This is a genomic window from Arthrobacter sp. Y3223065 (genome assembly GCF_059090885.1).
Window position 1 is genome coordinate 886,718 of record NZ_JBNHGC010000001.1, and the last position, 21,720, is coordinate 908,437.

Below are 21,720 nucleotides of genomic sequence, written 5' to 3' on the forward strand. Positions count from 1 at the left end.
CATGGCCGCTCCGGACAACGGCACCGGCGACGGGCCGCCCGATGCCGAACGGCTGCTGGCCGCCGCCCCCGGCCCCGGCCGGCTGGCCGGCCTGACCGTAGTCGTCGCCGGCGCATCCGGCGCCTCCGGCCAGGCCGTCACCGCGGCCCTGACCGCCGCGGGCGCCACGGTGCTGGCGGTCGGCAGCAGCAAGGACCGGCTCGACGCCGCCTATGCGGAGAACGACGCCGTGGCCTGCTTCCAGTGCGACCTCGCCGACCCCCGGGCCGTGGAAGAACTGGCCGGCGCCGTTGCCGCGGAGCACGGCGGGGCCGACGGCCTGATCCACCTGGTGGGCGGCTGGCGCGGCGGCCAGGGCCTGGCGGGGCAGTCGGACGAAGACTGGGACTTCCTGCACCGGCAGCTGATCAGCACGCTGCGGAACACCACCCGCGCGTTCTACTCCCAGCTGGAGGCCTCCCCGTCCGGCCGGGTGGCCATCGTCTCGACCACGGCAACGGATTCCCCCACCGCGTCCGGCGCCAACTACGCCGCCGCCAAAGCCGCCGCAGAAAGCTGGATGTTCTCGGTGGCCGACGCCTTCCGCCGGGCCCAGTCCGGACGCAAGGAGGATCCTGCGCCCCAGCGCTCCGCCGCCGTCGTCCTGGCCGTCAAGGCCCTGCTGGATGACGCCATGCGCCGGGCAGACCCGGAGAAGGCCTTTGCCGGCTTCACCGACGTGGCAGACCTGGGCCGCGCCGCCGCCTCCCTGTTCACGCTTGACGCCGCCCGCCTCAACGGGGCACGCATCCGGCTGGCCTGACCCGGCCCGGCTGTGACGGCACCCACTGATTAAGGAATACTGAAACACGTGACTGACTCCCCCCTGCTTTCCGGCTCCCTGCACGACACCGACCTGCGCGGCTTCGCCTCGGACAATTACTCCGGCGTCCACCCGGAGGTGTTGACCGCGTTGGCTTATGCCAACACCGGGCACCAGGTCGCCTACGGCGAGGACGCCTACACCGCGCGGTTGCAACAGGTGATCGCCGGACACTTCGGCGACGCCGCCCAGGCTTTCCCGGTGTTCAACGGGACCGGCGCCAACGTGCTGTCGCTTCAGTCGCTGTTGCCGCGGTGGGGCGCCGTCATCTGCACCTCCACCGCGCACATCAACGTGGACGAAAACGGTGCGCCCGAACGCGTGGGCGGGATTAAACTCTTGGCGGTGCCGGCCGACGACGGCAAGCTTACCCCGGAGCTGATCGACCGCGAGGCGTGGGGCTGGGGCGACGAACACCGCGCGCAGCCGCTGGCCGTGTCCATCACCCAAAGCACCGAGCTGGGCAGGCTGTACAGCATCGAGGAAATCCGCGCCATCGCCGACCACGTGCACGAACGCGGCATGAAGCTGCACATGGACGGGGCGCGGCTGTCCAATGCGGCCGCCTCCCTGGGCACCGACCTGCGCAGCTTTACCACCGACGCCGGGGTGGACATTCTGTCGCTCGGCGGCACCAAGAACGGCCTGCTCTATGGCGAATGCGTGGTGGTGCTGAACCCGGATGCGGCCCACGGGCTGCCGTACCTGCGCAAGATGAACATGCAGCTGGCCTCGAAGATGCGGTTCATCTCCGCCCAGCTCATCGCCCTGTACGACGGCGACCTGTGGCTGCGCTCCGCTTCCCACGCCAACGCGATGGCCGCCCGGCTGCGCGCCGCCGTCGAGGGCGTCGAGGGGCTGTCGTTGACCCAGCCGACCCAGTCCAACGCCGTGTTCGCCGCGCTGCCGCCCGGGGTGGCGGACCGGCTGCGGCAGAAATTCCGCTTCTACGACTGGGATTCGTCGCGCGGGGAGGTCCGCTGGATGTGCTCCTTCGACACCACCGAAGACGACATCGACGCCTTCGCCGCGGCCATCCGCAGCGAACTCTCCTAGTCCCGCGCCGGGATCCCCACGGCTCCCCGGCGCGCCTGCCTGACGTCCTGCGGCGTCAGGGCCTAATCTGGCTGTGTGAGTGCGATTGATCTCTCAGCAGTGCCGCCTGAGTTCATGCGCGCGCTGTCGGCCTTGCGCCAGGCGCAGTGCCGGAATGAACTGCGGTTGGAGGAAATTCCCGCGCCCTCCCGGCTGGCCCCCTTCGCCGTGGCCCTCGGCGCGGAAGTCATCGCCGAACCCGGCCCCCGGCCGCTCCACGGCCCGGTGGTCACGGCGCTGCAGACCGCCGACGGTCCGGAACTGGCCACCGGCCGCTTCATCCTGCTGCATGATCCCGAAGGTTCGGCGGTCTGGGACGGAACCTTCCGGATCGTTACCTACATCCGCGCCCAGCTCGACGCCGACATGGGCAACGACACCATGCTCGGCTCCGTCGCTTGGGACTGGCTGGTGGAGGCCCTCGAGAACCACGGCGCCGCGTACCGCAACGCCGGGGGCACCGCCACGCGCGTCCTGTCCGAAAGCTACGGCACGCTGAGCGGGCGGCAGGACTCGATCGACATCGAGCTTCGCGCCTCCTGGACGCCTGCTTCCGCCGACATCCGCTCCCACCTGGAGGCGTGGAGCGACATGGTGTGCACCTACGCCGGGCTGCCGCCGCTGCCGGAAGGCGTTGCCGCCCTGCCAAACCGCCGCCGCAACTGACCAACCGCCGCCCATCTGCAGACCCAGCAGCCGGCGCAGCAGCCGGACGGGCGTCGGCCCGTCCCTTAGGCATCGTGTGCTTCGGTGTTAGGTCTCTCCGCCGCTTGTCTCGTTCCTCTATGCTTGCGGTTAACCGCAGCGTACGGCATGACCGGTTCACGAAGCTTGGAGAGTCGGGAGCCTCCACGCTTGAGTCCTGGCGGATTCGTGCGGAGGCTTCCTCATCGCCCAAGGTGCTGCGCCAATCATCCTGTCAACAGCTCACCGCCCCAAACGCCAGTGCACGCACAACCTATAACAGGCTGAATCTAACGCTCACAAACGCCCAGGCGTCCTCCGTAAGCATCTCCCGTGGAAGCGGATCGCCGAACTGGCGCGTGTCGGCTAAAGCGGACAGGATCACTTTGCGTGAGCCACACGGCTACACGCGGTCGAACCTAAAGGCAATCGCTGAGCAGCCCCACTCCAAGCATCTGCCGTCGGTAGAAGTCGGTCGTTCACTGCGACATGCTTTGGATCGGGAACGCCCTGTGTACGTGGCTGGTCTGGAGGTACGGTCGTGGGATGAGAGCAAAGCTCATCGATCCACGGGATCAAACCTTGCAGGTGGACGATCCGACATACCGGGTCTACTTCTGGACCGAAGGAGGCGCAAAGCAGGAGTGGGAGCTTGCAGGTGCCGACCTCGATGAAGTGCTTGAGTGGATTCCTTCGCACTCTCAAGGCCGATCCCACAGTCTTTGGGCGGTAACGCGATCTCCGGGTGAGGTCTGCTTGATTCGTCTGCAAGGCATCGACCTCGACACCGGACCCGACGCATGGCCGAGCTGGGCACGGCAGGTTCACCTGTAGCGTCGTTCAGTGAACAGGAAAGACGATCATTCTTTTCGGACTGCTCGGAATCCTGGTCACATTCCACTTCCCAAAGTCCCGGGATGGTCACTCGTCATCCTGACGCTGCTCACCCCCTGGCCGGCATATGGCTCCTGAGCGTGCTGAGCATAGGTGCTTCGAGACTGCCTGATACACCACCACCTGATCCTTCTCTCACGGTTTGATCAGTCCCAGCGAGACTAATACGGTCGATGTAACCGAATAGATCAGTAAGCTGTCGTTCCGTCCGGGGCGGCAGCCCTGAGAAGGAGGACAATTGAAGGCTTTGACATGGCAGGCAAAGCGGCGGACCGATGAGAAGTGAACTGACTGCTTTTGAACTGCCGGCTCCCACGCTGTCTACGCTGGCTCTCGATTCCTCCACAGACGGCTTTGTCCGGGTGCGCGGCGCTCGGGAAAACAATCTGCGCAACGTTGATGTTGATGTGCCTCGCGATGTCATCGTGGCGTTCACCGGCGTATCCGGCTCCGGCAAGTCGTCTCTGGCTTTCGGAACCATCTATGCCGAAGCCCAGCGCCGGTACTTCGAATCCGTCGCGCCGTACGCCCGCCGGCTCATCCAACAGGGGCACAACCCGAAGGTGGAGCAGATCACGGGGTTGCCTCCCGCCGTCGCGCTTCAACAGCGCCGTGGCGCGGTTACGGCACGTTCCACCGTCGGTACCATCACGACGTTGTCCAACTCGCTGCGCATGCTCTTTTCGCGTGCCGGCAGCTATCCGGCGGGCGCCAGCCAACTGGACTCGGATGCTTTCTCCCCGAACACTGCCGCAGGGGCCTGCCCGGAATGCCACGGCTTGGGCATCGTCCACACCGTCAGTGAAGCTTCCCTGGTCCCCGACCCCTCACTGAGCATCCGGGACGGCGCCATCGCCGCCTGGCCCGGCGGCTGGCAGGGCAAGAACCTGCGCGACATCCTCATCCACCTGGGGTACGACGTCGACATGCCCTGGCGGAAGCTGCCGAGGAAGGACCGCAACTGGATCCTTTTCACTGAAGAGCAGCCCGTGGTGGAAGTGACGCCTGAGCGAGACCGCGTCGAGAAACCGTATAAGGGCCGATTCTGGAGCGCCCGGAGCTATGTGCTGCACACCCTGGCCGACTCCAAGAGCACCACCATGCGTGAGCGCGTGCTGCGCTTCATGCAGAGCGGACCGTGCCCCCGGTGCGACGGCAGCGGGCTCAGAACCGAGGCCCTGGCCGTGACCTTCGCCGGGAAGACCATCGCCGAGCTCAATGCACTGCCGATGACCGAGCTGGCCGAAATAATCCGGCCCACCACGGAGCGCATCGCCCCTGAGACCGCCTCGCGCCAGCAATCCTCCGGAGAAGGCAACGAGGTGGCCGTCGCCATTACCCGCGATCTGCTGCTGCGGGTCACAGTGCTCCTGGACTTGGGGCTGGGCTACCTCGCCCTGGGCCGCTCCACCCCCACGCTCTCCCCCGGGGAGATGCAGCGCCTCCGGATCGCCACCCAGCTCCGCTCCGGGCTGTTCGGCGTGATTTACGTGCTCGACGAGCCCTCGGCGGGCCTGCACCCGGCCGACGCCGAACCCCTGCTCGCGGTCCTGGACCAACTCAAGTCCTCCGGCAACTCCGTGTTCGTGGTGGAGCACAACATGGATGTGGTACGCCGAGCCGACTGGCTGGTGGATGTGGGTCCGCGGGCCGGGGAAGGAGGAGGCGAGGTGCTTTACAGCGGCCCGGTAGCCGGCCTCGCCGAGGTCCAGGCTTCCGTGACCAGACCGTTCTTGTTCCCAGAGGGTTCCGATGGTTCTGTTGAAACGGCCGAGGGCGGTTCGCTGATTGATAGTGCGCCGGGCGGCGGTTCTGATGGCGATGCCCGCCGCGAAGCGACCGGCTGGCTGGAGCTGCGGGACATCAGCCGGCATAACTTGCGCGAGCTCGACGCCGACTTCCCGCTGGGGGTGCTGACCGCGGTCACCGGCGTGTCCGGTTCAGGCAAGTCGACCCTGGTCAGTCAGGTTCTCGCCGAGGTGGTGGGCGCTCGACTGCATCCAGCAACCGCCGCTGCGGACAAGCCGGCGCCGGACGGCCCGGGCGTCGCAGCCGGTGACCCGGCTGGGTCTCTGGGCTTGACGCCCGTCTCCGGGGTGGATCAGCTGGACCGGTTGGTGAAGGTCGACCAGAAGCCGATCGGCCGCACTCCGCGTTCCAACCTCGCAACCTACACGGGACTCTTTGATGCAGTCCGGAAGGAATTCGCGGCCACGGACCAGGCCCGCACCCGGGGCTTCGGTGCCGGACGGTTTTCCTTCAATGTTGCCGGCGGCCGCTGTGAAACCTGCCAGGGGGAAGGGTTCGTGGCTGTGGAACTGCTGTTCCTGCCCGGCAGCTACGGACCCTGCCCGGAATGTCACGGCTCGCGTTTCAACCCCGAAACGCTTGAGGTCACCTACCACGGCCAGAACATCGCCGAAGTGCTAAGCATGACGGTGGACGCCGCCGCCGAGTTCCTCGCCGGCGTCCCCGCCGCCGCGCGCAGCCTCCAGGCCCTGCGTGAGGTGGGATTGGGGTACCTGAGGCTGGGCCAGCCCGCCACCGAACTCTCCGGCGGCGAGGCCCAGCGCATCAAGCTCGCCACCGAACTGCAACGCCCCCAGCGTGGCCACACACTCTATTTGCTGGATGAGCCCACCACAGGATTGCACCCCGCAGACGTCCAGTTGCTGATGGCGCAGCTGCACCGGCTCGTTGATACCGGCAATACCGTCATCGTGGTCGAACATGTGATGGATGTGGTGGCGGCAGCGGACTGGGTAATCGACCTCGGGCCGGCCGGGGGTGACGCCGGCGGCAAGATCATTGCCGCCGGAACACCCGCCGCAGTGGCGCGTTCGCAGAAGAGCCGAACAGCACCGTACCTTGCAGCCGCCTGCCAGAGGCGGGCATGACAAGACAGACGGTGCATACCGAACACCATCTGCCACCGTCATGCGGCCCAGAGGCTGAGGGAGGTGCAGTGGCCGCAGAGGATCCACTCCTGCAGGTGCGGCGCCAGAGGGGCGATGCGTTACGGCGTGAATGCCGCCCTGCTACAGGGAGCTGAGTCGGTTATGCATAGGCCGAGCCCACTCGGCCAGGCGAACAAAGTCTCGAACTCAGCACTGTTTTCAACCTGCCGCGTAAGACGGTCGCACACCGCGACAAAGATGGGCGAGAACTTATCATGCCTGTGAACGGCCCCAGCGCGATGGAATTCATGTTCCACCAGGGCTCGTGAATGTCCCGTTAGAGGATGCTTCCTCGAGACATCTGTCCGGACATACTCACGGTTATCGGTTTTCTATGCCTGCTTCATTAGGTAGGCGGCCGGGTCAGAGAGTTGACCAATTGCCGTACTCGAATTGTCGCCAGCCATATGGTCCGATGTAAACCTGTTCGCGTCAGGGCTGCCGGAGGGCCCATGACTGCATCTGATGCCTACGGTTAGGTTCAGGGAGCAGGTAGCAATCCTCGAGGTCGACCATCTTGCGCTCTCCGAGACCGTACTCGTGGCCCCACAACACTTTCCAGGAAGGCATGGCGGTCTCCACGACACCCTGGTATTGGAGCTGTCCACGGTGCCTGACCTAAGCGGGCCCTTCATGAGCAGCGGAACCTCATCGAACAGGCTGACGGAACAGCAGACAACCCGCGCAGACAAGCCAACAGAGTTCGTCCGCCTTGACCATCGCTTCCACCGGCTCCTCGTTGACGCCGCCGGCAACGATCTCATTTCCCAAACATACGACAAGCTGCGCGCCCGCCAGGTCTTCATCGGCATCGAAGCACTCTTCCGGACCCAGGACCGGCAGAGCATCGTTTGCCATGAGCACGAGGTGATCGTCGAAGCCCTCCAGCGGGGAGATGTTGCAGCAGCGCACACAGCCATCGACAATAACATCGCAGCCACGCTCGACGTCTTTTTGCGAGCCTAGCATCAGCAGTTATAGCGTGCCTCTGCGGTCGCCACGAGACTTGGCAGCGCCTGGAACGCCCCCCGCCGACGTCTCCGGCAAGGGAAGTACAACCATGCCGGTTACCTGCGACTCCCCTGTCGTCCGTTCCGCCGGTGGCAGTCGCACCGGATCCCGCGCCTGCCATAGGCAACGTTTTTTGTAAACGAAGCCCAGGCTCCAGGCAGCGCTGCGGGATGACGGTCTTATAACTCGCTAAGTGGGCGGATCGAAGCGAGAGCTTCCATCCAGAGCGCAGGGGGCTCCCATAGATGACACAACGCCGATAACAGCGCATATGTAGCTCCCAGACATCGGGTATGAGATGAACAACAGACTCTGGCAGTCTGTTGTTCTCATCTGCACCTATCTCTCTCGAAGCTTTCGGAGACTTAGGAACGGTGCCAGCCTTACGATGCACGGACGCAGCGCTGACTGTGCACTAACGGCCCGGCCGTCCGGGTTGGACTCGTCGTGCGCGTTTCATCCCCGTTGTCTCCATAAGAGACTTCAGGGCTGCAGAATCTAGGAACCCAGCTATGGCGGCTGTGCCGTCAGAGGCGATCCGCACGTGGACGCGGTTCGGATGTGTTTTGGGATTGTAATCGGCATATCGGTCGGTCAGATGGATGAAGCGCTGGTTAGTGGAGCCAACGAGCGCCCTCTTCTGTTCGGGCATGTCTGCCCGGTAGGGTCCGTCGACCAGTAGATCTGTGCTGGCCAGCAAGGACTGCGCATCGTGGCCACGGCATGCCAGGTCATTGAACTCGTAGCCGGTGAAAGTGATGACGCCTAGTCCGCGTTTCTGCGCCAGGGATGCCAAGCCCCCCAGAGGGCGAGCTTGGTCGAATGGCTCGCCGCCCAGCAGCGTCAGTCCCTCGACCCCTGCAGCGAGGGAATCCCGAATGATTTGTTCCGGTGACATGATTTCCCCGCCCGTCAGGCTAAAGAGATGGGGGTTGATGCACCCGTGACAGCGGATGCTGCACCCTTGTACCCAAATTGCCGTCCGCAGGCCTGGTCCTTCGGCCGTCGTGGCGTGGACCACGCTGGCGATCCGCGGGTGGTTGGGCATCATAGGTCCAGGGTCCGGCCACCGGCGTCACGCTTTGGAGCGTCGGGGGTCGATGTTGACTGTCCATCCCGTGGAGCTTCAAAACTCAGTGACCCACGGAGGGGTATGAGGATGTGGGGCGCAACTCCCGTTGCTGCAAGCATGTGCTCGAAGGATCTGTAGCCACCAAGGTAGTAGCGGGTGTTAACGATTTTCTCGGCGGTGGCTTGGTCCACTCCAAGCGCGGCGAAATCCTCAGCTCTCGCCCCATTGACGTTTACGGGCCGTTGGCTCTGCTGGGCCTGCAAAGGGGAATGTCCCGATCCTGGTTCGCTTCCCGCTGCGTAGCTTTGACCGCTCATCGGTGCATGTGGTTGGTTCGGCCCCATGTACCGCGGTTGTTGGAAAGGATGCGCTTGAGGAGAATACGGCTGGCCTTGGTGCTGCTGCCCCTGCGCCTGATAGGGCCATGCAGGCGGAACCTGCTGCTGTCCTGGCTGCACGCCGGGACCCGCTTGGTGCATTCCATACGCTGTGGCTGGCTGCGCGTACCACTTGTTGTTCCTATGGTGGGCCTTCCACATGAGCCACTTGCGGTTGGTCATCACGGACAGGACGATGCCGCCGACCCAGCTCAGGAACCAGACCCACCCCCACGCGGTGGACCCGGGGGTCGAGACAGGTGCTTCTTTGGTGCCGCTGTTGACGTTAGAGCTCCAGGTGAGCAGAACGACCGACAGGACTGCAAAACCTATCCCGTAGATGATCCAGCGACGGTTCTTGGACTTGATCCCGCGGACAAGGAAGTTGACGCAGGTAAGCAACCCGAAGGAGAGGATGCTCCATAGCACTCCGGCACTGTTGAGCAGCCGCCACTTCCGGGAACACAGCTTTTCTTCTGGGGTCATTCCAGTTTCTCCATATATTCTCTATGCCACTGTGCCTGGGCAACGGTTTCCGTGGCACCCTGGTGGAACTCCCGGGTCAGACGTGAATCGACAGTCGTCGCACCCGGTATCAGCGACTTGATGGTCGCCATTTCATCCAGACATTTCGGTCCGGGCTGACCGCTCGCGATGACAGTGATCATCCCGTTCGGATCGACAGTGACTGTGATGCGCTTGGTCACGGCGCCTCCTCAAACACGAGTTCAACGTTGCCGTCGGCTGCCTGCTGGGTAATGAGCCTCATTCCCATGGCTGCGGCCTGGGCCCGCACGTTTTCGACCGTGCGGTGCTGCAGGATCGCACCGACAGCCTGGTCCAGTTGGGAGAGCAGCGCATCCGTTTGTGACTCGTTTTTGTCCACACGGCCGAGAAACACTTCGCCGATGCGCTGGAACGTAAATGGTCCTAATGGGCTAAGTCCGGTTACACGTCCCTCGTGAACCTTTATGTCCGCGGCTCCGATGGCCGTGAGGGCCTCGATGAGCAGTGGTTGGTCGGTGATGCGGGTCGTTTTGCACTTTTCGCACAGATCCGAACTGCGGGCTTCCTTTAGGGCGGCTATCACGGCGATTCCTGCCGGAATCAGCAGCACTTCGAGACTCATAGTTGACTCCTAGAAATCTATGCGGCGGCCGCCGCGCCAGGATGCGACGTCGCCGGTGTCGGCATGAACCGGGACGTCATACTCGGACTGGTCCTGGGCGGAGGTGGCGGCAACTGCCCTTTGGGAGGCCCACTGGCGAATGGCTCTGATTTGCTCCGCCTGGGTGGTCGAGAGCGGCACGGTGTTTTTGATCGTGCGGATAAGGTCGGTATCGCGCAGCGCCCGGCGTTCCGAATAGGCGTCGAAGCAGGCGCTGACCACGGCCTCCGCGACCTCGGCACCTGAAAAGCCGTTGCTCTCCTCTGCCAGCCGCTCGAGCAATGCGTTACTGACCTCGATTTCCCCGGATGCCTTCGAGCCTGGGGTTAGCCGTTGCTGCAGTTGAATCTTCCAGATGACCTTAAGTTCCGCCGTTGTCGGGAGGTCCACGAAGAAAATCTCGTCGAATCGTCCCTTGCGCAGCAGTTCCGGGGGAAGACCGTCGATTTTGTTCGCCGTCGCGATAACAAACACCGGCTGTGATTTCTCCTGCAGCCAGGTCAGGAAGGTACCGAAGACCCGCTGGCTGGTACCGGAGTCGCCCCCGCTGGCCGCCCCGAATCCTTTCTCGATCTCATCGATCCATAGAATCGAAGGAGCGACCGCCTCCGCCAGTCTTAGCGAGGCGCGCATGTTCTGCTCGCTGGAACCCACCAGGCCGGAAAAGACGCGCCCCACGTCCATCCTTAGTAGGGGCAGCCCCCATAGGGAGGACATGCACTTTGCTGTCAGGCTCTTCCCGCATCCAGGCACACCGGTGATCAGTACGCCTTTTGGAGCCGGTATCGACCACTCCTGTGCGCTCGGCAGCCAGGACCCGTTGCGCTTGTTCAGCCAGGTCTTTAGGTTTTCCAGCCCGCCGATGTCGTCGATGGACCCTACGTCATCGATGAACTCCAACAGGCCGGACTTTTTGATGGTTTGTCGCTTCTCCTCGAGGACCATTTCAATGTCTGCCGCATCAAGGCGCCGGTCAGAAGCAATGGCACGGGCGAATGCATTCTCGGCTTCCCTGAGCGTCAGTCCTTGCGCGGCTTGCAGCAGCCGCTGCCGGTCGTCCTCGGATAGATCGACTTCAATCTGCGACGCGTTAGCGCTGATGATGTCATCCAGCACAGACGCAATTTCGACTCTGCCGGGCAGGGGAAGGTCGAGGACGGACACCTCCTTTTCCAGTTCGACGGGCAGAGTCAGGCTTGGCGCAACGATCACCAAAGTATGAGGGACCTGCCCTGTTCGGAACTCCCGGGCTACGTCCTGCAAGCCACGCACGACAGCGGGTTCCGGGCCTCGGCCCTGGCCTCCGAGGAAATGCTGAAGATCGTAGAAGACAAAGATGGTCGGGTCAGGGATCTTCATGACAGCAGCCAGAGCATCAACCGGGGCTACGGCTTTCCCCGTTTCGCCGGGAACATGCAGGCCGCGGCTCAGCGTGAAAGCGGCGACGTTGCGTGGTCTCTTGATCGCCGGATCCCGAGCGACACTTAGGATTATCTCCAGGACCCGGCTGTCCTCGTGCGATTCGACCAAGAGTACGGGGTTGCGCGCCCTAACCAGATCAATCAGATTCCGGCGGAAATCTGTCTCCCGCTTGGCTTTCATGTCTTCCCCCATTCCATATCAAGCGATTCACTCCCAGCGCCGCGGCAAACTTCACGCGGATCAAGTGCGTAGTTTTGCGTAGACCACGTAGTTGTCGTCGAATTCTCGGGTCGCAGGATCGTATCCGTCGCAGGTGATGAGGCGAAGTTCGGACCCTTCCGTGTTCCCGTACACCGTCTGCGTCGGGAAAGTTTCCTTGGAGTAGGCCTCGGCGCGGTCGACGGTAAAGATGGCGGTGGTGCCGTCTTCCCGAGCGACTTCGATGGTGTCTCCGCCTTTCAGCGCGCGCAGGCCGGCGAAGACACCGGGTCCATTGCCGTAGGCATTGACGTGGCCGAGGAACACTGCCGGCCCGCGTTCCCCAGGTGTGGGGGAATGGATATACCAGCCGGCAGGCGAACCGGGATCTCCCGGAGGCACTTCGAGTGTGCCGTTATCCTGCAGGCCGAGCCGCAGCAGCTTCGACTGCACGCCGAGCGACGGGATGGCCACTGTGACCGGCGGGGATTCCGGCAGGACCGGCTCTTGGGCTTCCTCGGGCGCGGGCGCAGCAGAAGATTTTGGCTTCGATTGTTTGGTCTCAGCAGCGGCGGGGGTTGTCGTCTGCGTGGGTTCCGCGGCGGGGTGTTCCGTCTGGGCAGCTGCCGACGTGGCCTGGCCCATGGGGGCGGCTTGCGCGGCTGGTTCCGTTGCGGGCGCGGCGCAGCCGGCCAGAAGAATCAGGGCGGCCGCCGCGGTAGCCAGATGGCTTCCGCGGCGGCCGATTAGTGAGTCAATCATGCGTTAGTGGTTACGGCTGAGGTGGCTGTTAGGCCTGTGCTGCCGCACGACGGCGTACCAGGTAGGTTCTTCCGCCGACTGCCGCCAGGACGAGGCCGCCGGTCAGGGCGAGAGCGCTGATATTGGCGGGGTTTTCGGTCGGTACACCGGTGTCGGCGCCGCCGACGGGCATCTGGGTCACCTGCTGCGTATTGTCGGCGGGAGCCGGGGCGGGGGCAGGCGCGGCGCTGCTGTTTTCGCAGCCGATGCCATCGAGGTCACTATCGAGATGGGTTCCGTAGCCCGGGGAACCAGCCGGGATGTTGTAAACGCCCTGGGCTGCTGCGTCACTGCAGTTGTCGTAGGCGGTGCCCACGGCCATAGCCGGTGTTGCAGACAGAACGGAGAACCCGGCAACGGAGACGAGTGAAAGAACTGCGGTCTTCTTCTTCATGCTTACCCCTCAATAGCCAAGAAATAATGTTGTGCAGCAAACTGATAGAAAGTGGCGCTGCTAACATCAACGTACAGATTTATCGATTCATTGCAAGAGCGATGCTTATTTTGGGGGAAATATGTCAGCGCATCCGTCGTTGCCGTGCGCCGCGGACACTACGAACAACAAGTACATCAGGATGCCTTCCGGGCAGCGGGTTTCGGGCTCCGTTGGCCCCCTGTAATCCCCTCTTCGGCAGAGACTGACCGGGCTCCCCCGCACCCTGGCTGCTGCCGCCGCGATCCTGCTGCTGCCCGGCCTGGCCGTATGCGCGAAGACGGCCATCTCCTGCCCGGCAGACAGCTCCGCGGGCGTCCCGGACTCGGTCGGATGGATCTTCAAACTGCCCCGCCGCATGCCTTCGACGAGTTCCGGGATGTCGCTCAGCCGCGGCTGGGGCGCCCCAAGGTTTGTCCCACCCTAAGCGCGGAAGTGTATAGAGCGGAGGAGTCAGACGTTGCGAAGCAATAACTTCCTAAACGGTGGCAGTAGCTCAGAGCGTCCTGTGCTCTTCGCCCTCCAGTCCCCATCTATGTGATGATCTACCGCCGCCGACCATCCAGACCGGATCATGCTGCCTGCCCTTCGAAAGCGGAATAGCCGCCGAGTGCTATACGTTTACCGGAGTCAGTCAACCTTCGAGAAAAGAGAACAAGCCAAGTGGCAACCGATTACGACGAGGTTCGGTCCGACGTCAAGGAATCCCAGCAGAAGTCTCTGCAGGCACTAAAGTCTGCAAACGCACCGGATGCCCGCAGCGTCGTGATGGAGCTGGATGAGGCCGACGGCCTGGACGGAGCCGGTGTTCCCGGGGGCGAGTTCATCGCCGAGGAGCTGACCGTTCAGGTCATCCCCCAGGCCGAAGACGAATTCACGTGCAACTCGTGCTTTATGGTCCGCCACCGGTCCCAGATTGCCCGACAGAAGGGCAGCCACGCCTACTGCACCGACTGCGACGGCTAAACGGCCGTTCTCACTGTTGGGTGGGTCAGCACCCTTAGTGGCGGGCCATGCTCCCACCGTCAACATGGAGTCCGGCGCCGGCCAGCGCCAGTAACCGTCCGATGCCCGTGCCGGCGGCTTCATAGGCCGAACTCGACCCGCTGGTTCTCTTCCAGGGAGCGGTAACCGCTGGAGGCGCTGGCCGAGAAGTGTGCGAACACATCCGGCCCGCCGTCGTCCTGGCGCAACCCAGATGAGGACTCATCCGCAGGAACCCATCCGCTAGCGATTTAGTTGCACGTTTCGTAATTACCCGGGAGCTGCGGATGCACCAGAAATGGCTGCGGGTTGCGAGAAAGCCGGCGTGCGGCGCTTCATCGCCTCGATTACGGCACGGCGCGTCCCGCCATTCGGCCGGGCGCATAATGCTGGCCTAAACTGAACGGATCATGAGCTCCTTGACTTCGGACACGTCCGGGCACAACAGCCCTGACCAGAGCACCTCCACTGACGCCGCAGAACCCCGGGAGCAGACCCCCCAGCTGATCCACCTCGACGCGCCCCGCGACGGCGTTCCGCTGGTCATCGCCAGCGAAGCGGGGCTGCAGCGGGCCGCCGACGCGCTGGCGGCCGGCACCGGACCCGTCGCCATCGATGCCGAGCGGGCCTCGGGCTTCCGCTATGGGCAGCGGGCCTTCCTGGTCCAGTTGCGGCGCGAGGGTGCCGGCACCTGGCTGATCGACCCCGAGCCGTTTGAGGACCTGAAGCTGCTCAATGACTCCCTGCGCGGCGTCGAGTGGATCCTGCACGCCGCCAGCCAGGATTTGCCCTGCCTGTCCGAGCTGGGAATGTGGCCGGACAAACTGTTCGACACCGAACTCGCCGCCCGGCTGGCCGGCCTGCCCCGGGTTGGGCTGGCCGCCGTCATCGAATCCCTGCTCGGCTTCACGCTCGCCAAGGAGCACTCCGCGGCGGACTGGTCCACGCGCCCTCTGCCCGAGCCGTGGCTGCGCTATGCCGCCCTGGACGTCGAGGTGCTCATCGAGCTCCGCGAGGCCCTGATCGAGAAGCTGCGCGACGCCGGCAAGTTGGAGTACGCGCTGGAGGAATTCGAGGCCGTGCGCGCCGCCCCGCCGTCGCCGCCGCGCGTGGACCCCTGGCGCCGCACCTCCGGACTGCACCAGATCCGCGACCGCCGGCAGCTGGCCGCCGTGCGCGAACTCTGGAACGAACGCGAAGCCCTGGCCGCCAAGCGCGATGTTGCACCGGGCCGGCTGATCCCCGACTCGGCCATCGTCGCTGCGGCCAAGGCCATGCCCGCCACCGTCCCGCAGTTGTTGGAGACGCACGGGTTCCATGGGCGGGCGGCACAGCGTGAAGCACCGCGCTGGCTGCGTTGCGTTGCCACCGCCCGGGGCGAGACCGAGCTGCCTCCCCTGCACCTGCCCACCAACGCTCCCCCGCCGCCGCGCTCCTGGGCCGACAAGGACCCGGCCGCCGCGGCCCGGCTGCAGACAGCCCGGCCCCGGCTGGCATCGCTCGCCGAGCAGTTGGACATGCCGGTGGAGAACCTGCTGACCCCCGACTACCTGCGCCGCACCGCCTGGCGTCCGCCGGAGCCGGTCACGGAACAGTCGGTGGACGCCGCACTGGCAGAACTCGGCGCCCGCCCCTGGCAACGCAAACTGACGGCCGGGCTGCTCGCCGAAGCCTACGCCCACCCGGAGCCGCTGGCACTCAAGGAGAACCCGGAGCGGTCCGAGCCCGCGACCGGCGACGGTGCTGCGGGCATCCCCGCGCGCCGGCGGACTTCCACGGGAACCATTGCCGGGCCCGCCGATTCTTCAGCGGGGGCGGTGTCCGGCTCCATCCGGCGGCGCCGGCGTGAACGGCATTCCCCCGCCTGACCGCCTCTGCTGCGCCGGCGCGGGAGCGGCCGGCCGACCGGTCGAGGACGGTGACTGGCCGCTGACCGCGGAGGCAAACCGGCGGCGGCCGGGTACAGTCAGGACGGCGAGGCCGGCGACGACCAGGGCGACGCCCAACCAGCCGACGGGCGGAAGCCGCTCGCCCACCACCAGCACGGCCAGCACGGCAGCCACCACAGGCTCCGCCAGCGAAAGCGTTGTGGCGGTGCTGGCACGGACCCGCGCGAGGCCGAGGCCGAACAACACGTAGCCGGCGAACATCGGGACCAGTGCCATGTAGGCCCCCACGGCAGCGTTGCCCCAGGAGGCCAGCAGCGGAGCGCCCGTGGCCAGCAAGCACCGGCATCAGCAACAGTCCGCCCAGGCCGAACATGGCGCCCATGGCGGCACGTGCGGGAACCCCGCCGCCAATGATCCGATGTGCCGCCCAGGAGTAGAGGGCGTAGGTCAGTCCCGCCAACAGGCCCAAGGCAATACCGGCGAGCGTCCCGCCCGCACCCCAGGCAATACCGCCGTCCGGGGTACCGTTGCCGCCGCCTCCGGCGGCCGCGAAACACAGCAGGGCGGTTCCGGAGAGCCCCAGCACGGCGGCGCCGGCCCAGCGGGCGCCGAGGATGTGACGGTCGACAGCCCGTTCGATGAGCGCAGACGCCAAGGGGGCGGAGCCGATGCTGACAACCGTGCCGACGGCAACGCCAGCCAGGTGCATGGAACTGTAGAACGCCAACGGATACACGGCGACGGCGACCGCCCCCGGAAGCACCAGCTTCCACTGCACCCGGAGTCGCCGCCGGGCACGACCCAGCGGCCGCAGCGCAGTCAGCGCTTGCAACAGCCCGCCCACCCCCATGGCCACCGCGCCGATGGCAAGCGGACCAACCTCGGGCGCGAAGGTGGCAGCCGTTCCGGTAGTCCCCCACAGCACTGACGCCGCCAGCACCAGTAACGCACCGGGGTAGGCCACCGCCGGCCGGTACCGCTGTCCTTCTGCTTCCATGTCTCCTCGCCGGTTGCCTGCCGCCCAGCCTAGCCGCTGCACCGTACCCGCAGCATGCCTTCCACCCGACCACCGGCCCGCGCTTGCTGGCTAAGTTACCGGCGGGTAACATCTTGCCTAGCACTGTGTCCCGCATCTCATGGAGGTATCAGGTGAGCCCTACGTCCCCGCCCCGCGCCCTGCGCGATGTCGTCTTCGTCGACGGCGTGCGCACCCCGTTCGGCAAGGCGGGTGAGAAGGGGATTCACGCCGGCACCCGGGCCGACGACCTGGTGGTCAAGTGCATCCGGGAACTCTTGCGCCGCAATCCGTCGCTGCCGCCCGAGCGCATCGACGACGTGGCCATCGCCGCGACCACGCAGACCGGCGACCAGGGCCTGACCATCGGTCGCACCGCCGCGCTTCTCGCCGGGCTGCCCCGTTCGGTCCCCGGCTTCGCCATTGACCGGATGTGCGCCGGCGCCATGACCGCCGTGACGACGACGGCCGGGGGCATCGCCTTCGGGGCGCACGACGTGGTGGTGGCCGGCGGCGTGGAACACATGGGGAACCATCCAATGGGCCAGGGGGCGGATCCGAATCCGCGGTTCGCCAGCGAGCGCCTGGTGGACCCCGCGGCGCTGAACATGGGCAACACCGCCGAAAACCTGCATGACCGCTTCCCCGCGATCACCAGGGAACGGTCCGATGCCTATGCCGCGGCCAGCCAGGCCAAGCTCGCCGCGGCCTACCGGAACGGCAGCATCCAGCCCGACCTGGTGCCGGTGGCCGGCCGCAAACCGGGCGAAGGCTGGTCGCTGCACAGCGCCGACGAACCCCCGCGGCCGGACACCACCGTGGAAGACCTGGCCGGGCTGCGGACCCCGTTCCGCCCGCACGGCCGGGTCACCGCCGGCAACGCCGCCGGCCTCAACGACGGCGCCACGGTCTCCCTGCTGGCCTCTGCGGAGGCCGCCGGGGAACTCGGCCTGCCGGTGAAGATGCGCCTGGTCTCCTACGCCTTCGCCGGCGTCGAGCCCGAAGTGATGGGCATCGGCCCCGTCCCCGCCACCGAGAAGGCCCTGAAGCTGGCCGGCCTGGACATTTCGGACATCGGCTTGTTCGAGATCAACGAGGCTTTCGCCGTACAAGTGCTGTCCTTCCTGGATCACTACGGGATGGCCGACGACGATCCCCGCGTCAACCGCTACGGCGGGGCCATCGCCGTCGGCCACCCCCTGGCCGCCTCCGGCGTGCGCCTCATGACCCAGCTGGCCCGCCAGTTCGAAGAGGACCCGTCGGTCCGCTACGGACTGACCACGATGTGCATTGGGCTGGGCATGGGGGGAACGGTGATCTGGGAGAACCCGCACCATGCGGATTATTCGGGCAGCACCGTTGATACAGCCGCCGAAACTGTCAAAACCGCCGCCCCCGCATCAGCACCGGCACGAGAGGACCACGCATGAACCCCGCCCAGTACACGGCCCTGGCCGCGAAGTTTCCGGACGAGACCGTCACCCATTCCTACGTGCAGGACGTGGCGCTGCCCGGTGCCGGCACCCTGGCGCTGCTGACCCTGGACAACGACCTGGACCACCGCAAGCCGACCACCCTCGGCCCCAATACCCTGGTGGAACTGGGCACGGCACTCGAGGGGCTCAAGGCACGGGCCGCGGCGGGCAAGATCTCCGCCGTCGCCATCACCGGCAAGCCCTACTACCTGGTGGCCGGGGCGGACTTGAGCGCCGTGGGCAAGCTCGCCGATCCCGAAGACGGGCGGGCGATGGCCCGGCTGGGCCACGATGTTTACGCCACGCTCGCCTCCATGGGCGTGCCGACCTTCGCCTTCATTAACGGAGCGGCGATGGGCGGCGGGCTGGAGATCGCGCTCGCCGCCGACTACCGCACCATCTCCACCGGCGCCAGCGCCATCTCACTGCCGGAAGCCTTCTTGGGCCTGATCCCCGGCTGGGGCGGGGTCTACCGGCTGCCGCGGCTGATCGGCCCGGCCAACGCCGTCAAGATCATGGTCGAGAATCCGTTGAGCAACAACAAGGCGCTGGACGGCGCGGCCGCCTACCGGCTGGGCATCGCCGACGTCCTGTTCGAACCGGCCGATTTCCTGGAGCAGTCGCTGGCCTGGGCCACGCGGATCCTCACCGACGACGGCGCCCGACGGCTGGTCGCGGATCGCCGCGCTGGAACCTCGGCGGCCTCGGAGGCGGACTGGGACAACGCCATCGCGGCCGGTCGGAAGTTCGTGGAGGCCAAGACGTCCAACGCCGCGCCGGCACCGGCCAAGGTGCTGGACGTCCTGGACGCCGGCCGGGGCAAAGGCCAGCAGGAATCAGCCGACCTTGAAGTCGAGGCGCTCGCTGAATTGATGCAGACCCCGCATTTCCGCGACACGGTCTACGCCTTTTTGGAGCTGGTGCAGAAGCGTTCGAAGCGGCCGGCCGGCGCACCGGACCCGAAGCTCGCCCGGCCTGTCACCAAGGTGGGCGTGGTCGGCGCGGGCCTGATGGCCAGCCAACTGGCGTTGCTGTTCGCCCGCCAGCTGAAGGTTCCGGTGGTGATGACGGACATCGACCAGGCCCGGGTGGACAAGGGCGTGGGGTACGTCCACGCCGAAGTGGACAAACTGCTGGCCAAGAAGCGGCTCTCGGCCGACGCAGCCAACCGCACCAAGGCCCTGGTCACCGGCTCGGTCGCCAAGGAAGCGTTCGCGGATGCCGACTTCGTGATCGAGGCGGTGTTCGAGGAACTGTCCGTCAAGAAGCAGGTCTTCGCCGAGGTCGAGGCAGTGGTCTCCCAGGACTGCATCCTCGCGACCAACACCTCATCGCTGTCGGTTACGGAGATGGCGGCGGACCTGCTGCATCCGGAACGTGTGGTCGGCTTTCACTTCTTCAACCCGGTGGCCGTCATGCCCCTGCTGGAAATCGTCCGGGCGCCGAAGACCAGTGACGAAGTTCTCTCCACCGCCTTCGTTTTGGGCAAGGCACTCAAGAAGACCACGGTACTGGTCCAGGACGCTGCCGCCTTTGTGGTGAACCGCGTGCTGCTGCGGCTGATGGGGGAAGTGGCCAACGCCTTCGACGAAGGCACGCCCGCCGACATTGCCGACAACGCGCTCAGGCCCATGGGTCTGCCGATGACCCCGTTCACCCTGTTGGCCATGGTCGGCATCCCGGTGGCCCAGCATGTCACCGAGTCGCTGAATGCGGCCTTCGACGACCGCTTCCGGGTCTCCGCCAACCAGCAGCGGCTCATCGACAACGGCATCACGTCCCTCTGGATCACCGACGACGACGGCCGGCAGGTGATTCCCGAGTCGACTCTGGCGCTGCTGGAGTTCGGGGACTCCCCCAGCAGCGCCGAGCAACTGCTGCGGCGCACCCAGGACGCACTGGCCGAGGAGATCGGGCTCATGCTGGAAGAAGGCGTGGTGGCCGCGGCGGAAGACATCGACCTGTGCATGGTCATGGGTGCGGGTTGGCCGCTGCATTTGGGCGGCATCACCCCCTACCTGGACCGGGTGGGCGCCTCCGAACGGGTCAACGGCCGAAAGTTCCACCCGGAGCGGTAACCGCAGCACCCAGCCCGGGCACCGCCGTCGTACCGGTCCTCCGAGACGACGGCGGTTCGTGGCCGCGGGCGGAACCGGCGTGGTTACCCGGCCGCCCGGGAATGCAGGCCCGGGGCGCAGCAACTGTCCCCGCGCCACGCTTCGCGGCCTTCGTTGATCGCCACCGCGGCGATCACGAGCGCGGCGAGCGGATCGGCCCACGACCAGCCCAGGGTGCTGTTCAGGAGCAGGCCCGCGAGCAGAACCCCGGACAGGTAGGTACAGAGCAGGGTCTGCTTCGAATCGGCCACGGCGGAACGAGATCCCAGCTCGCGGCCGGCGCGCCGCTGCGCCCACGACAACCACGGCATGACGACCAGGCTGGCGGCCGCCAGCACGATGCCCGCCGTGGAGGGGTCCGCTTCGCGTCCGCCCAAGAGCGAACGGAGCGCATCGGTGATAACGAAGGCGGCCAGGGCGAAGAAGGAGAAGGCGATAAACCTCAGCGCTTTCTTCTCACGCTTCCCGGGGTCGGGACCGGCGAACTGCCATGCCAACGCAGCGGCGGAGGACACCTCGACGACGGAATCCAGGCCAAAACCGATCAGGGCGCTGGACGAGGCGACTGAACCGGCGGCAAGCGCCACGACCGCTTCCAGGACGTTGTACGCGATGGTGGCCGTGACGAGCAGGCGAATCCGCCGTGACAGGACCGCCCTTCGCTCCGCCGCGGCTGCGGTGGTCAGGTGGTGCCCAGTGGTCACCATCAAAGTGTATTCAGCGTTTGCGGATTCGGTCGATGCCGGGCGACTGAACCAACGCAGAGACCCGGACGTCTATCTCTTACGAACACGCATACTGCCCAACGGGGAAGGTCAGCGCATGAATCCCGATGCCGGTCCCGCGCGACGCTCGGTCCTGGCAGCCTCCGCAACAGCCTGCTCGGCGTGTGTACTGGCTGCCTGTGCGCCGGCGGGGACCGGTGACGGCCAGGCCGGCGAAAAACCCGGCCCTGCTACGTCCGGCGGCGCGGCCGTCCAGGTCCTGAAGCTCGCCGACGTTCCGGTTGGCGGCAGCGCCGGTGGTAAAGCCGGCGGGCAGGAAATCCTTATCCACCGCCCGGATGAAACCACCGTCCTGGCCTACAGCGCAATCTGTACTCACCAGGGATGCACCGTGGCGCCGGCGGACGCGGAGTTCCGTTGTCCCTGCCACGGCTCTGTCTTCAGCGCTGCCGACGGCACGGTGCTCGACGGGCCGGCCTCGGCACCGCTGCAGCGCTTTGCCGCCGCCATTGACGGCGACTGGATCACCGTGGTGGCCTGA

General features: G+C 65.8%; 19 protein-coding genes and 2 pseudogenes. 11 read left to right on the forward strand and 10 right to left on the reverse strand.

All coding sequences use genetic code 11. The annotated features are described in order from the left end of the window. Position 1 precedes the first annotated feature (1 nt). From AC5RUK_RS04115 to AC5RUK_RS04140, 6 genes are all read left to right on the forward strand, one after another. Positions 2 to 802: an SDR family NAD(P)-dependent oxidoreductase gene (locus AC5RUK_RS04115; RefSeq protein ID WP_494151443.1), complete on the forward strand. Its 801-nt coding sequence runs from the start codon at positions 2 to 4 to the stop codon at positions 800 to 802. A gap of 48 nt (positions 803 to 850) precedes the next feature. Then, the gene (locus tag AC5RUK_RS04120) at positions 851 to 1,918 is read left to right on the forward strand and encodes a threonine aldolase family protein (protein ID WP_494151444.1); all 1,068 of its coding nucleotides are present in this window, start codon (positions 851 to 853) and stop codon (positions 1,916 to 1,918) included. 114 nt (positions 1,919 to 2,032) lie between these two features. Continuing rightward, on the forward strand, positions 2,033 to 2,623 hold the full coding sequence (locus AC5RUK_RS04125; protein ID WP_493987546.1) for a DUF3000 domain-containing protein: 591 nt from the start codon (positions 2,033 to 2,035) through the stop codon (positions 2,621 to 2,623). Between the two features lie 564 nt (positions 2,624 to 3,187). Beyond that, positions 3,188 to 3,475 carry a hypothetical protein gene (locus AC5RUK_RS04130; protein WP_494151445.1) on the forward strand — a complete coding sequence of 96 codons (288 nt, stop codon included), beginning with the start codon at positions 3,188 to 3,190 and terminating at the stop codon, positions 3,473 to 3,475. Between the two features lie 335 nt (positions 3,476 to 3,810). After that, complete coding sequence (locus tag AC5RUK_RS04135) at positions 3,811 to 6,432, forward strand: excinuclease ABC subunit UvrA (RefSeq protein WP_494151446.1); 2,622 nt, start codon at positions 3,811 to 3,813, stop codon at positions 6,430 to 6,432. 693 nt (positions 6,433 to 7,125) lie between these two features. Next, positions 7,126 to 7,458, forward strand: coding sequence for an FCD domain-containing protein (locus AC5RUK_RS04140; RefSeq protein ID WP_494151447.1), 333 nt, complete (start codon positions 7,126 to 7,128; stop codon positions 7,456 to 7,458). 460 nt (positions 7,459 to 7,918) lie between these two features. Here AC5RUK_RS04140 and AC5RUK_RS04145 read toward each other — a convergent pair whose 3' ends face one another. The 7 genes from AC5RUK_RS04145 to AC5RUK_RS04175 are packed head-to-tail and all read right to left on the reverse strand — an operon-like array spanning position 7,919 to position 12,935. Continuing rightward, on the reverse strand, positions 7,919 to 8,554 hold the full coding sequence (locus AC5RUK_RS04145; protein ID WP_494151448.1) for a 4Fe-4S single cluster domain-containing protein: 636 nt from the start codon (positions 8,552 to 8,554) through the stop codon (positions 7,919 to 7,921). Then, positions 8,551 to 9,438 carry a ComEA family DNA-binding protein gene (locus tag AC5RUK_RS04150; protein WP_494151449.1) on the reverse strand — a complete coding sequence of 296 codons (888 nt, stop codon included), beginning with the start codon at positions 9,436 to 9,438 and terminating at the stop codon, positions 8,551 to 8,553. Before AC5RUK_RS04150 ends, AC5RUK_RS04145 begins: the two co-directional genes overlap by 4 nt. Next, positions 9,435 to 9,659, reverse strand: coding sequence for a hypothetical protein (locus tag AC5RUK_RS04155; protein ID WP_494151450.1), 225 nt, complete (start codon positions 9,657 to 9,659; stop codon positions 9,435 to 9,437). Before AC5RUK_RS04155 ends, AC5RUK_RS04150 begins: the two co-directional genes overlap by 4 nt. Further along, entirely contained in the window at positions 9,656 to 10,081 is a 426-nt protein-coding gene (locus AC5RUK_RS04160) for a hypothetical protein (protein WP_494151451.1), read from the reverse strand. Before AC5RUK_RS04160 ends, AC5RUK_RS04155 begins: the two co-directional genes overlap by 4 nt. A 9-nt stretch (positions 10,082 to 10,090) precedes the next feature. Beyond that, positions 10,091 to 11,722 (reverse strand): AAA family ATPase, encoded by a 1,632-nt coding sequence (locus tag AC5RUK_RS04165; protein WP_494151452.1) that lies wholly within the window; start codon positions 11,720 to 11,722, stop codon positions 10,091 to 10,093. Between the two features lie 60 nt (positions 11,723 to 11,782). Beyond that, on the reverse strand, positions 11,783 to 12,502 hold the full coding sequence (locus AC5RUK_RS04170) for a class F sortase (protein ID WP_494151453.1): 720 nt from the start codon (positions 12,500 to 12,502) through the stop codon (positions 11,783 to 11,785). Positions 12,503 to 12,530: 28 nt separating this feature from the next. Continuing rightward, positions 12,531 to 12,935, reverse strand: a complete 405-nt coding sequence (locus tag AC5RUK_RS04175; RefSeq protein ID WP_494151454.1) for an excalibur calcium-binding domain-containing protein — start codon at positions 12,933 to 12,935, stop codon at positions 12,531 to 12,533. A 702-nt stretch (positions 12,936 to 13,637) separates the two neighbouring features. On the opposite strand from AC5RUK_RS04175, the gene AC5RUK_RS04180 reads away from it, so the two are divergent. Further along, positions 13,638 to 13,940, forward strand: a complete 303-nt coding sequence (locus tag AC5RUK_RS04180) for a DUF4193 domain-containing protein (RefSeq protein WP_494151455.1) — start codon at positions 13,638 to 13,640, stop codon at positions 13,938 to 13,940. 119 nt (positions 13,941 to 14,059) lie between these two features. Here AC5RUK_RS04180 and AC5RUK_RS04185 read toward each other — a convergent pair. Continuing rightward, a pseudogene (locus AC5RUK_RS04185) lies at positions 14,060 to 14,161 on the reverse strand (cold-shock protein); the annotation flags it as partial. Positions 14,162 to 14,368: 207 nt separating this feature from the next. Between AC5RUK_RS04185 and AC5RUK_RS04190 the strand changes: the two are divergent. Further along, positions 14,369 to 15,826: an HRDC domain-containing protein gene (locus tag AC5RUK_RS04190; RefSeq protein WP_494151456.1), complete on the forward strand. Its 1,458-nt coding sequence runs from the start codon at positions 14,369 to 14,371 to the stop codon at positions 15,824 to 15,826. Here AC5RUK_RS04190 and AC5RUK_RS04195 read toward each other — a convergent pair. Continuing rightward, positions 15,764 to 16,844: pseudogene (locus AC5RUK_RS04195) on the reverse strand (DMT family transporter). The gene AC5RUK_RS04190 and the pseudogene AC5RUK_RS04195 overlap by 63 nt on opposite strands. Before the next feature lie 152 nt (positions 16,845 to 16,996). Between AC5RUK_RS04195 and AC5RUK_RS04200 the strand changes: the two are divergent. After that, a complete protein-coding gene (locus AC5RUK_RS04200; RefSeq protein ID WP_494151457.1) occupies positions 16,997 to 18,292 on the forward strand; it encodes a thiolase family protein in 1,296 nt (431 codons plus the stop codon). Beyond that, on the forward strand, positions 18,289 to 20,415 hold the full coding sequence (locus tag AC5RUK_RS04205; RefSeq protein WP_494151458.1) for a 3-hydroxyacyl-CoA dehydrogenase NAD-binding domain-containing protein: 2,127 nt from the start codon (positions 18,289 to 18,291) through the stop codon (positions 20,413 to 20,415). The genes AC5RUK_RS04200 and AC5RUK_RS04205 overlap by 4 nt, the downstream gene beginning before the upstream one ends. 83 nt (positions 20,416 to 20,498) lie before the next feature. Here AC5RUK_RS04205 and AC5RUK_RS04210 read toward each other — a convergent pair whose 3' ends face one another. Continuing rightward, on the reverse strand, positions 20,499 to 21,161 hold the full coding sequence (locus AC5RUK_RS04210) for a cation efflux transmembrane domain-containing protein (RefSeq protein WP_494151459.1): 663 nt from the start codon (positions 21,159 to 21,161) through the stop codon (positions 20,499 to 20,501). A gap of 115 nt (positions 21,162 to 21,276) precedes the next feature. Here AC5RUK_RS04210 and AC5RUK_RS04215 point away from each other — a divergent pair, with 115 nt between their 5' ends. Next, positions 21,277 to 21,720 (forward strand): Rieske (2Fe-2S) protein, encoded by a 444-nt coding sequence (locus tag AC5RUK_RS04215; RefSeq protein ID WP_493987399.1) that lies wholly within the window; start codon positions 21,277 to 21,279, stop codon positions 21,718 to 21,720.